This is a genomic window from uncultured Microbacterium sp. (genome assembly GCF_963521645.1).
Classification (GTDB): domain Bacteria; phylum Actinomycetota; class Actinomycetes; order Actinomycetales; family Microbacteriaceae; genus Microbacterium.
On sequence record NZ_CAUQVQ010000003.1, the window covers coordinates 48,870 to 61,005 of the forward strand.

The 12,136-nt window shown below is 67.5% G+C and carries 10 protein-coding genes; 9 read left to right on the forward strand and 1 reads right to left on the reverse strand.

All coding sequences use genetic code 11. The features are described 5' to 3' along the window. Positions 1-2 precede the first annotated feature (2 nt). From RWO82_RS01765 to RWO82_RS01795, 7 genes are all read left to right on the forward strand, one after another. A complete protein-coding gene (locus RWO82_RS01765; protein WP_314422482.1) occupies positions 3-923 on the forward strand; it encodes an RluA family pseudouridine synthase in 921 nt (306 codons plus the stop codon). A gap of 47 nt (positions 924-970) precedes the next feature. Then, on the forward strand, positions 971-1,549 hold the full coding sequence (locus tag RWO82_RS01770; protein WP_314422484.1) for a GNAT family N-acetyltransferase: 579 nt from the start codon (positions 971-973) through the stop codon (positions 1,547-1,549). A 124-nt stretch (positions 1,550-1,673) separates the two neighbouring features. Then, positions 1,674-5,192 (forward strand): DNA polymerase III subunit alpha, encoded by a 3,519-nt coding sequence (dnaE, locus tag RWO82_RS01775; RefSeq protein WP_314422485.1) that lies wholly within the window; start codon positions 1,674-1,676, stop codon positions 5,190-5,192. 114 nt (positions 5,193-5,306) lie between these two features. Further along, positions 5,307-6,692, forward strand: a complete 1,386-nt coding sequence (locus RWO82_RS01780; RefSeq protein WP_314422488.1) for a hypothetical protein — start codon at positions 5,307-5,309, stop codon at positions 6,690-6,692. A 2-nt stretch (positions 6,693-6,694) separates the two neighbouring features. Continuing rightward, positions 6,695-7,999: a histidinol dehydrogenase gene (gene hisD, locus RWO82_RS01785; protein ID WP_314422492.1), complete on the forward strand. Its 1,305-nt coding sequence runs from the start codon at positions 6,695-6,697 to the stop codon at positions 7,997-7,999. Between the two features lie 10 nt (positions 8,000-8,009). Then, positions 8,010-8,480: a transcriptional regulator NrdR gene (nrdR, locus tag RWO82_RS01790; RefSeq protein WP_314422494.1), complete on the forward strand. Its 471-nt coding sequence runs from the start codon at positions 8,010-8,012 to the stop codon at positions 8,478-8,480. 10 nt (positions 8,481-8,490) lie between these two features. Continuing rightward, positions 8,491-9,513, forward strand: a complete 1,023-nt coding sequence (locus RWO82_RS01795) for a quinone-dependent dihydroorotate dehydrogenase (RefSeq protein WP_314422496.1) — start codon at positions 8,491-8,493, stop codon at positions 9,511-9,513. Between the two features lie 71 nt (positions 9,514-9,584). Here the strand turns inward: RWO82_RS01795 and RWO82_RS01800 are convergent, their stop codons facing one another. Continuing rightward, positions 9,585-10,172 carry a DUF3043 domain-containing protein gene (locus RWO82_RS01800; RefSeq protein WP_314422498.1) on the reverse strand — a complete coding sequence of 196 codons (588 nt, stop codon included), beginning with the start codon at positions 10,170-10,172 and terminating at the stop codon, positions 9,585-9,587. Positions 10,173-10,219: 47 nt separating this feature from the next. Here RWO82_RS01800 and RWO82_RS01805 point away from each other — a divergent pair, with 47 nt between their 5' ends. Together RWO82_RS01805 and erpA are read left to right on the forward strand one after the other, a co-directional pair. Next, positions 10,220-11,641 (forward strand): dipeptidase, encoded by a 1,422-nt coding sequence (locus RWO82_RS01805; RefSeq protein ID WP_314422500.1) that lies wholly within the window; start codon positions 10,220-10,222, stop codon positions 11,639-11,641. A 71-nt stretch (positions 11,642-11,712) separates the two neighbouring features. Further along, complete coding sequence (gene erpA / locus RWO82_RS01810; protein WP_053096720.1) at positions 11,713-12,078, forward strand: iron-sulfur cluster insertion protein ErpA; 366 nt, start codon at positions 11,713-11,715, stop codon at positions 12,076-12,078. Positions 12,079-12,136 lie beyond the last annotated feature (58 nt).

The following is a 12,136-nucleotide window of genomic DNA, read 5'->3' on the forward strand; positions in this document are numbered from 1 at the left end:
CCGTGGAGTCACGCTCTCTCCCCGTTCCGGACGGCCTCGACGGAACACGTGTCGACGCCGCCCTCGCCAAGATGATGGGCTTCTCGCGGACGTTCGCGGCAGAGGTCGCAGCCGCCGGCGGCGTGCGCCTCGACGGTGCGGTTCTCGACAAGTCCGACCGGCTCCGCGGAGGCGGATGGCTCGACGTGGAGTGGACGCCGAAGGAGGAGCCCCGGATCGTTCCGATCGCGGTGCCCGATCTCGGCATCGTGTACGACGACGACGACATCATCGTCGTCGACAAGCCGACCGGCGTGGCTGCTCATCCCTCGCTGGGATGGGAGGGACCGACCGTGGTCGGCGCCCTCGCGGCGGCCGGATTCCGGGTGTCGACGAGCGGGGCCCCCGAACGCAAGGGCATCGTGCACAGGCTCGATGTGGGCACGAGCGGCCTCATGGTCGTGGCCAAGAGCGAGACTGCGTACACCGCACTCAAGCACGCGTTCAAGGAGCGCACGGTCGAGAAGGTCTATCACGCGGTGGTGCAGGGGCATCCCGACCCCCTGGAGGGAACGATCGACGCCCCCATCGGACGTCATCCGAGCCACTCCTGGAAGTTCGCGGTCACCCCGGACGGCAAGCCGTCGGTGACCCACTACGAGACCCTCGAGGCGTTCCCCGGCGCGTCACTCCTCGAGATCCACCTCGAGACCGGCCGAACGCATCAGATCAGGGTGCACATGGCCGCCCACCGTCATCCCTGCGTGGGAGATCCCCTCTACGGCGCAGACCCCACTCTCTCCGCGCGCCTCGGCCTCACACGTCAGTGGCTGCACGCCCACCGGCTGGGCTTCGCCCACCCGGCATCGGGCGACTGGGTGCAGTTCGAGTCGCCGTATCCCGAAGACTTCCGACACGCTCTCGACGTCCTTCGCGGGGAGTGACAGCACGTCGTCGACACACTGTCGGCGGTGTGCGTGACACTGGGCGCATGAGCATCCAGGTGCGCCCCGCGACGGAGTTCGACGACGTCGCGACACTCGTCGGACCGAAGAACCCCGCGTCGAACGTCTGCTTCTGCCTGAGCTATCGCATCGGCAACGCGGAGAACGTGGCGCTGAAGGGGCAGGCTCGCGCGGATCGTGTGCGTGACCTGTGCCATCAGGATCCGCCGCCCGGTGTCGTCGCCTATCTCGACGACGAGCCGGTCGGGTGGGCTGCGCTGCATCCCCGGCGCGACACGAGTTTCGCGCGGAGCCGGCTGATCCCGCACGTCGACGAGCTCGACGTGTGGTCGCTGTGGTGCTTCCGCGTGCGGCCGGGGTATCGGAGACAGGGCGTCTCCCACGCGCTGATCGACGGAGCGGTCGCGTACGCGAAGACGCGCGGCGCGCCCGCGGTGGAGAGCTATCCGGTCGACAACGGCGGCCGGAAGGTGAATCAGACGATGGCGTACGTCGGCACCCGCGCGCTGTTCGAGAGCGCGGGTTTCGTGAAGGCGGCCGACACGGCGTCCGTCCTCGACGGCTTTCCGCGCGTGCTGATGCGGCTCGATCTCACGGGTTCGTGATCGCGCCGCTCGAATCCTGAGCCGTCGCCTTCGCGACCCGCACCCCTCGGTGATCGCCGAACGTCACCGGTCGACGGCATCCGACACGACGTCCGGTGTCGGATGCCGAAAGTAGACTCGAAGCATGGCATCCGACTCCTTCGTTCACCTGCATGTCCACAGCGAGTATTCGATGCTGGACGGCGCGGCGAAGATCGGCGCGATGACGCAGGCGGCCGCCGATTACGGCATGCCGGCGATCGCCGTCACCGACCACGGCAACACCTTCGCGGCGTTCGAGTTCTACAAGGCGGCCAATGCGGCCGGGGTCAAACCCATCATCGGCCTCGAGGCCTACGTCACGCCCGGGACGCACCGCAGCGACAAGTCGCGGGTGCAGTGGGGATCGCCGGATCAGAAGAGCGATGACGTCTCGGGATCCGGGGCCTACACCCACATGACGATGTGGAGTCAGAGCACCGAGGGGATGCACAATCTCTTCCGCCTCAGCTCGCTGTCGAGCATGGAGGGCTACTACTTCAAGCCTCGGATGGACCGCGAGCTGCTCCAGACCTACGGCAAGGGACTCATCGCGACGACGGGATGCCCCTCGGGCGAGGTCCAGACGCGACTGCGGCTGGGGCAGTACGACGCTGCGCGAGCGGCCGCGGCGGAGTTCCAGGACATCTTCGGCAAGGAGAACTACTTCGCGGAGATCATGGATCACGGGCTCTCGATCGAGCGCCGGGTCATGACCGACCTCCTGCGGCTGGCCAAGGATCTGGGCATCCCGCTCGTCGCGACGAACGACTCGCACTACACCCATCAGCACGAGGCCGACGCACATGCGGCGCTGCTCTGCGTGCAGTCCGGCTCGACGCTCGACGACCCCAATCGATTCAAGTTCGACGGCGACGGGTACTACATCAAGACGGCCGCGGAGATGCGGCAGATGTTCCGCGATCACCCGGAGGCGTGCGACAACACCCTGCTCATCGCCGAGCGCTGCGAGGTCGAGTTCAACACCGCGGCCAACTTCATGCCGCGTTTCCCCGTTCCCGACGGTGAGACCGAAGACAGCTGGCTCATCAAGGAGGTCGAGGCGGGGCTTCACTACCGCTATCCCGCGGGCATCCCCGACAAGGTGCGCAAGCAGGCCGAGTACGAGACCGGGATCATCCTGCAGATGGGTTTCCCGGGCTACTTCCTCGTCGTCGCCGACTTCATCAACTGGGCGAAGGACAACGGGATCCGCGTGGGCCCCGGCCGCGGCTCGGGCGCGGGGTCCATGGTCGCGTACGCGATGAGGATCACCGACCTCGATCCCCTCGAGCACGGCCTGATCTTCGAGCGCTTCCTGAACCCCGATCGCGTCTCGATGCCCGACTTCGACGTCGACTTCGATGACCGCCGTCGTGGCGAGGTCATCGACTATGTCACGGCGAAGTACGGGTCCGAGCGGGTCGCGCAGATCGTCACGTACGGAACCATCAAGTCCAAGCAGGCGCTCAAGGACGCCGGCCGTGTGCTCGGATTCCCGTTCAGCATGGGCGAGCGTCTCACCAAGGCGATGCCGCCGCCCGTGATGGGCAAGGACATGCCGCTCGACGGCATGTTCGACTCGGCCCATCCTCGCTTCAAGGAGGCGAGCGAGTTCAGAGCGCTGATCGAGACCGATCCCGAGGCCAAGACCGTCTTCGACCGTGCGCTCGGCCTCGAGGGCCTCAAGCGCCAGTGGGGCGTGCACGCCGCCGGCGTGATCATGTCGTCCGAGCCGCTGCTCGACATCATCCCGATCATGCGACGCGAGCAGGACGGGCAGATCGTCACCCAGTTCGACTACCCGTCGTGTGAGACGCTCGGCCTCATCAAGATGGACTTCCTGGGTCTGCGCAACCTCACGATCATCTCCGATGCCCTGGACAACATCCGGATGAACCGTAACGAGGAGCTCGATCTCGAGCACCTCGAACTCGACGATCGCGGCGCATACGACCTCCTCGGCCGCGGCGAATCGCTCGGCGTGTTCCAGCTCGACGGCGGCCCGATGCGCTCGCTGATGCGTCTGATGAAGCCCGACAACTTCGGTGACATCTCGGCACTCATCGCGCTGTATCGTCCGGGCCCGATGGGAGCGAACTCGCACACGAACTACGCTCTGCGCAAGAACGGCATGCAGCCGATCACGCCGATCCATCCGGAGTTCACCGAGTCGCTCGCCGACATCCTCGACGAGTCCTACGGCCTCATCATCTACCAGGAGCAGGTCATGGCGATCGCGCAGCGGGTCGCGGGCTTCTCGCTGGGTCAGGCCGACATCCTCAGACGCGCGATGGGCAAGAAGAAGAAGTCCGAGCTGGACAAGCAGTTCGAGGGCTTCCAAGCCGGGATGCACGCCAACGGGTATTCGGACAGCGCGGTGAACGCCCTCTGGGAGATCCTGCTCCCGTTCTCCGATTACGCCTTCAACAAGGCGCACTCGGCAGCATACGGCCTCGTGTCCTACTGGACCGCGTACCTCAAGTCGCACTATCCGGCCGAGTACATGGCCGCACTCCTCACCAGCGTCGGCGACTCCAAAGACAAGATGGCGCTGTATCTCAACGAGTGCCGCCGCATGGGCATCCGAGTGCTGCCGCCCGACGTGTCCGAGTCGATCAACTACTTCGCGGCCGTCGGCGACGACATCAGGTTCGGCCTCGGCGCCGTCCGCAACGTGGGAAGCAACGTGGTCGACGGCATCGTCACGGCGCGCAAGGACGAGAGGTTCACGTCGTTCCACCACTTCCTCGACAAGGTCCCGCTGCATGTCTCGAACAAGCGGACGGTCGAGTCCCTGATCAAGGCCGGTGCTTTCGACTCGATGGGAGACTCGCGCCGCGCGCTCATCGAGGTGCACGAGGATGCTGTCGAAGCCGCCGTGGACCGCAAGCGGAACGAGGCGCAGGGCGCGATCGGCTTCGACTTCGACAGCCTGTACGACGGAATGGAAGAGGCAGCGCCCGCAAAGGTGCCTGCCCGCCCGGAATGGACCAAGAAGGACAAGCTCGCCTTCGAACGAGAGATGCTCGGGCTGTACGTCTCCGATCACCCGCTCGCGGGTCTCGAGGTGCCGCTCGCGAAGCACGCATCGATCTCGATCCACAACCTCATCAACTCCGAGGATCTCCAGGACGGCGAGCAGGTCACGGTCGCGGGCCTCGTCACGAGCGTGCAGCACCGGGTCGCGAAGGCCAGTGGCAATCCCTACGGCATGATCACCGTCGAAGACTTCAACGGCGAGGTGACCGTGATGTTCATGGGGAAGACCTACACCGAGTTCCAGCACATACTGCAGCAGGATTCGATCCTGGCCGTGCGAGGTCGGGTGTCCAAGCGTGACGACGGGCTCAATCTGCACGCGCAGTCTGCTTTCGCTCCCGACGTGGGTTCCTTCGATGCCGCGGGGCCGCTGGCCCTCGTGCTCGCGGAGCAGCGGGCGACGGAGCCCGTGATGAACGAGCTCGCCGATGTCCTTCGTCGTCATGCCGGCGAGACCGAGGTGATGCTGCGCGTGCACCGCGGCGGCACCGCCAAGGTGTTCGAGGTGCCCATGCCGGTCAAGGTCTCTGCCGACCTGTTCGGCGACCTGAAGTCGCTGCTCGGGCCGAACTGCCTGGGGTGATCGGAGTCTCCGCGCGGCGCTCTTCCGAGCGGTCGTTCGGACTGCCCGGGTAATATCAGGACGCGTTGGGTGCAGACCCCCCCCGGTGACGCACCGTGACGAAAGGACCCCTTCATGAGCACGGAATCCCCGTTCCAGAACGACGAGCCCTCGGGCACGGACGATGACCTCCTCGCGCACGACGAGGCCGACTCCGACGAGACATTCTCGGACGATGACGGTGTGTTGTACGACGACGAGGTGACGCCGGAGTACGGCATCCTCGGCTTCACGCTCCGCGAGCTGCTCATCGTCGGAGCGTGGGCCGTCGGGTTCGTCGCCTCGTTCTTCCCGTACTTCGGCCCAGCCTCGATCTGGGGTACCGGGATCCACTGGATCCTGCCGATCGGCCTCCCCACGGTCGCGGTCTTCCTCCTGGTCCTCCGTCGATTCTCGCCCGACGGCATCCGCCGGGTCGGCTCGCTCGGCATCGACCAGTTCGCCTCGGTCGCCTTCTCGGTCTCAGCCGTCTTCTGGCTGGCGGAGTTCTGGAACTCCGTGGCGGTCAGCATCGACATCGGATCCGTCGTTCTCAGCTGGAACGGCATCGTGCAGCTGATCGCGGCGCTCGCACTCGTGGTCTTCACGGTGTTCGCGCCGCTGATCCCGGGGCTCAAGGAAGACTTCCACGGTCGGCTCGTGACTCTCGCGCACCGCAACGCGAACCCGGTCCGACCGGTCATCGCGCGTCCCCGCCCGGTGGTCGAGCCCGCGCCTGCGGGTTCGGAGGACTCCGACGTCGCGCCGCACGCGGGCACGGCCGAGGGTGGCGCTGCAGCGGCACCGGTCATCGTCGACGACAGCGCGCGACACGATGCGGACCTTCCCCTCGGCGAGACGGCCCCCTCATACGAAGCGCAGACGTCGACGCCGTCACTGCGCTCCGAGCGGTTCGACACGGACTCCGCGCGGGACCAGGCGACCGATGAAGTCGCACGTCTCGACCTCGCCGAGCAGGTGCCCCTCGCATCTCATGCCTCGGGCGGTGACACGGGAACCGAAGATCCGGCACCGAGCGACGACTATGTCCCGACGTACTCCCGGCGCACCTGGAACCAGGAGCCGGAGATCGTGTCGGACACGGGGAGCATCGAGTCGCTCATGGGCACGACCGCCCAGGAGATCGGTGCCCCCCAGCCCGTCGAGCGGAGCGATCAGGATTCGGTCGACAACTTCGGCGACAGCGCCGAGATGCGGGCGGCTGATGCGGAGACGACCGTCATGCCCACGATCGACGATGACGACCGGCGTGCCTGGGACGACTCGGTCGCGACGCAGCCGTTCTGGATCCTCGCGCAGACCGAGCGCGACGTGCATGACGAGCGCGGCGACGCCATCTTCCGCATCGGCCCGAGCGCGTGGGTCCTCGTGATCGAGGACCGCGGTGGCGCATACGTCGTTCGTCACGACGACGGACGCATCGGATACCTGCACGACATCGCAGACATCACGAGAGGCTGACAGTGCGAACCATCGATCTGCGGGGGCGCGAGCTCTCGCCGGCTGACATGCTCGCGGCCGTGCCGCGCGCGTCCCAGGCCCGCGCCGAAGCGCTCGACACCGCCGCCCGCATCGTCGACGACGTGCAGCGACGAGGCGCGACCGCGTTGCGTGAGCAGGCCGAGCGCTTCGATCGCGTCACCGGCCACGAGCTGCGTGTGCCCGCCTCTCACATCTCCGACGCTCTCGAGGCGCTGCAGCCCGAGATCCGTGCCGCGCTCGAAGAGGCGATCCGTCGCGTACGGCTCGCCTCGGCAGCGCAGGTGCCGGATGCTCGGGTGACCGAGATCGGCGAAGGCGCGATCATCACGCAGCGCTGGCAGCCGGTGCACCGGGTGGGCGTCTACATCCCCGGGGGCAAGGCCGTATACCCGTCGAGCGTCGTCATGAACGTGGTGCCGGCTCAGGTCGCGGGTGTGCGCGAGATCGCCCTCGCCTCACCGCCTCAAGCGGACCAGGGCGGTCGCGTGCACCCGACGATCCTCGCTGCGGCAGCGCTGTTGGGCGTCACCGAGGTGTATGCGATGGGCGGCGCGGGCGCGATCGGAGCGTTCGCGCACGGTGTCTCGGGAATCGGCCTCGACCCCGTCGATGTCGTCTCCGGACCGGGCAACAACTATGTGGCCTCCGCGAAGCGAGCCGTCGCGGGTGTCGTCGGCACGGATTCCGAGGCAGGTGCAACGGAGATCCTCGTGGTCGCCGATGCGAGCGCGGATGCTCGTCTGATCGCGGCGGATCTGGTGAGCCAGGCCGAGCACGACGAGCAGGCCTCTGCCGTGCTCGTCACCGATTCCGTGGAGCTCGCGGAGCAGGTCGCCCGCGAGGTCGCCGCACAGGCATCCGCGACGAGACATGCGACGCGCGTCGCCGCGGCCCTCGACGGCCCCCAGTCGGCGATCGTCCTCGTCGACGGCCGCGCGTCGGCGACCGCGTTCAGCAACGCCTACGCGCCGGAGCACCTCGAGCTCCATCTCGTCGACGCAGAGCAGGCTGCTGCGTCGTTCACGAGTGCGGGAGCCGTCTTCGTCGGCGAGCACACACCGGTGAGCCTCGGCGACTACATGGCCGGAAGCAACCACGTGCTGCCGACCGGGGGACAGGCTCGGTATGCACCGGGTCTGGGCGCCTACACGTTCCTGCGACCGCAGCAGGTCATCCGCTACGACAGGGCGGCGCTGGCGGCCGTCCGAGAGGGTGTCGTCGCTCTCGCCGACACCGAGGTGCTTCCTGCACACGGCGAGGCGATCGAGGCGCGTTTCACCGCGTAGGATCGGTCAGATGCACTGCCCCTTCTGCCGTCACTCGGATTCCCGGGTCATCGATTCCCGCACCAGCGATGATGGACTGTCGATCCGCAGACGGCGCCAGTGCCCCGAGTGCGGGGGCCGCTTCACGACGACCGAGACCGCGAGCCTCAGCGTGATCAAGCGTTCGGGAGTCATGGAGCCGTTCAGCCGGGAGAAGGTGATCTCGGGCGTCCGGAAAGCATGTCAGGGGCGACCCGTCACCGAGGCGGACCTCGCTGTCCTCGCCCAGCGCGTGGAAGAGGCGGTCCGTCAGACGGGCGTCTCCCAGCTCGACACGAACGAGATCGGGCTCGCGATCCTCGGACCTCTGCGTGATCTCGATGAGGTCGCCTACCTGCGCTTCGCGAGCGTGTATCAGGCGTTCGACTCCCTGGAGGACTTCGAGAGCGCGATCACCGACCTCCGTGCCGATCACGCGAAGCGGGAGCCTGTCGAGCGGTAATCTGGCAGGGATGTATCCGCTGCTCTTCCGCGCTGTCCTGTCGCGCTTCGATCCCGAGTTCGCCCACCACGCCGGCATGGTCGTGATCCGTGTCCTCGGAGCACCGCCGTTCTCCTGGGCGACCCGTGCCCTCACCAAGCCCGACCCCTCGCTTCAGGTCGACGCGCTCGGGCTCACCTTCCCGTCGCCCTTCGGCGTGGCCGCAGGCTTCGACAAGAACGCCGTCGGTGTGCGCGGCCTGGCGGCGCTCGGCTTCGGTCACGTCGAAGTCGGGACGCTCACTGCCGTCCCGCAGGAGGGCAACCCGCGCCCACGCCTCTTCCGGCTGGTCGCGGATCGCGCGGTGATCAACCGCATGGGCTTCAACAATCGCGGCGCACATGCCGCCGCCCGTCGCCTCGCGAGGCTCCGCCGCGGCGCTCCCGACACCATCATCGGGGTGAACATCGGCAAGAGCCGGGTCGTCGACGTCGAGGATGCGACGGCCGACTACGTCGCCTCCGCCACTGCTCTCGCTCCGCTCGCCGACTATCTCGCGGTCAACGTCTCGTCGCCGAACACGCCCGGTCTCCGCGGCCTTCAGGCGGTGGAGACCCTCGCGCCCCTTCTGCGGGCCGTGAAGCGCGCGGCCGGGGACACCCCGCTCCTGGTGAAGATCGCGCCGGATCTCTCCGACGAGGAGATCGTCGCGATCGCGCAGCTCGCCGTGACGGAAGGTCTCGCAGGAATCATCGCGCACAACACGACCGTCAGCCGAGACGGGCTCATCACCGATCCGGCCGTCGTCGCAGCGGCCGGAGACGGCGGACTGTCGGGGGCTCCGCTGAAGCAGCGTTCCCTCGAAGTGCTCCGCCTCGTCCGCGGCGCAGTGCCCGCCGACTTCTGCGTGATCGCCGTCGGGGGAGTCGAGACCCCCGCCGACGTCCAGGAGCGGTTGAACGCCGGTGCCACGCTGGTCCAGGGCTACACGGCCTTCCTCTACCGGGGCCCCTTCTGGGGGCGCGAGATCAACCGAGGCCTCGCCCGTCGCTGAGCGCGGCTCCGGAACGGAAAAGGCGTCCGACGCTCCGGAGAGCATCGGACGCCTTCTCACAGAGAGGACGGTCAGGCCGGATACTGACCGCGCTTGACCTGAGGCTTGGGAAGGCGCATGAATCGCATCTGCAGCGAACGCATCGCCGCGTACCACCCGAGGCCACGCTCCAGGCGATCGGCGCCGAACCTCGCCGCGACCTTGCGCTTGACCCGCATCCCGAGGAGGATCATCCCGCCGATGGCGAGAATCAAGTACGCCATCATGACCAGGTACGCCCAGCCGGCGACCGCGAACCCGGCGATCGCGAGGCTCGGGGGCAGCAGCGACACGAGGATGACCAGGACCATGACGCCCATCACGAACTCTGCGGGCTGCCAGGAGGCATCCACATAATCGCGCACCCACCGGCGCTGCGGACCCTTGTCACGGGGCGGGAGGTACTTCTCCTCTCCGGCCGCGAGTCCTGCCTGCGCGCGGTTGCGCCGCTCGGCGAGCTCGGCGCGAGCGGCTGCCTTGGCTTCTTTGGTGTTCGCGACGAGAGGGCGACGTCGCGCTGCCTCCTGCTCCGCGCGGGTCGGCGTCGCGCGTCCCTTGCCCGCGAGGGGCGTCTCGGGGGCGTCGTCGTTCGTCGAAGGAGTGGAGGGGGAAGTGGCCACGAGATTCCTCGGTTCGGGTGAAGGCGGATCACCTTAAGATTACTCGCATGACTTCTCCTGCTCAGCCCGGTGCCCAGAATCTCTCCAGCGATCGCGAGCCCGCCGTGCTCGAAGCGGCGGCCACAGGGTTTCCGGCAGCGCTGAGCGACCTCGGGCATCTCGTGCGCATCCCCGGCATGGCGTGGCCGGCATTCGATCAGACGCAGCTCGAACGCAGCTCGGAGGCCGTCGCCGCTCTGGCGAAGGACACCGGGGTGTTCGACGAGGTGCGCGTCCTGCGCGCCGCCATCCCCGGGACCGATGAGGTCGGGCAGCCGGCCGTGCTCGCCACGCGCGCAGCGCGCAACGGCAAGCCGACGATCCTCCTGTACGCGCACCACGACGTGCAGCCCCCGGGAGACGACGCCCTCTGGGAGACGCCTCCGTTCGAGCCGACGGTGCGCGACGGCCGCCTCTACGGTCGCGGAGCCGCTGACGACAAGGCCGGGATCATGGCGCATATCGCCTCGATACGTGCGGTGGCGGAGGTGCTCGGCGACGACCTCGAACTCGGCATCGCGATGTTCATCGAGGGGGAGGAGGAGTACGGCTCCCGATCCTTCGCGCAGTTCCTGTCCGACAACAAGGAAGCGCTCCGCGCCGACGCGATCGTGGTGGCGGATTCCGGCAACTGGGATTCGGTGACTCCTGGTCTCACGGTCTCGCTGCGCGGCAACGCACGATTCACGGTGAAGGTGCGGACACTCGACCATGCCTCGCACTCGGGGATGTTCGGGGGAGCGGTGCCCGACGCCATGATGGCCACGGTCAAGATGCTCTCCACGCTGTGGAACGATGACGGTTCGGTCGCGGTCGAGGGGATGACGGAGCGCGATGCGCCGACGCCCGAGTACAGCGAGGAGACGCTGCGCGATGAAGCGGGCCTCCTCGCGGGCACGTCGCCCATCGGGAACGGCAGCATCCTGAGCCGGATCTGGAACAAGCCCTCGGTCACCGTGATCGGCATCGACGCCACCAGTGTCGCGGCGGCGTCGAACACTCTGCTGCCCGAGGTGACGGTCGTCGTCAGCGCGCGCGTCGCGCCGGGCCAGACCGGAGAGGAGGCGTATGCCGCGCTCGAAGCGCACCTCCGGACGAACGCGCCTTTCGGCTCGGAGCTGACCTTCTCGGACGTGGACCTCGGCAACGGCTTCCTCGTGGACACCAGCGGGTGGGCGGTCGCCCTCACGCGCGATGCCATGCGCGACGGTTACGGCGTGCCGCCCGTCGACCTCGGGGTCGGCGGCTCGATCCCGTTCATCGCCGACCTCGTGCGGGAGTTCCCGGAGGCGCAGATCCTGGTCACGGGAGTCGAGGACCCCCATTCGCGCGCTCACAGCCCCAACGAGTCTCTGCACCTCGACACGTTCCGCCACGCGGTCGCGACCGAGGCACTGCTGCTCTCGCGCATGAACGACATCATCATCTGAGCCGTATCCGCGAGCCTGAGGGTAAAATCGAGTTACCTGCCGTGCGAGCGCGGCCCGTCACAAGGAGCGACATGAGCGACACCACACTGACTTCCGCAGAGACCACCCAGGCGCATGGCGTGAAGCTGACCGACGCCGCGGCCACCAAGGTGAAGAACCTCCTCGAGCAGGAGGGGCGTGACGACCTCCGTCTGCGCGTCGCCGTGCAGCCCGGCGGCTGCTCGGGTCTGATCTACCAGCTCTACTTCGACGAGCGCTTCCTCGAGGGCGACGAGACCGTCGACTTCGACGGCGTCGAGGTCATCATCGACAACATGAGCGTGCCGTATCTGGACGGCGCATCGATCGACTTCAAGGACACGATCTCGGAGCAGGGCTTCACGATCGACAACCCCAACGCCGCTGGCAGCTGCGCCTGCGGAGACAGCTTCCACTGATCCGACCGGCCCCGCCAACCTGCGTGGTTGGCATGAATCAGGTGTGAGGTTGCCCTAG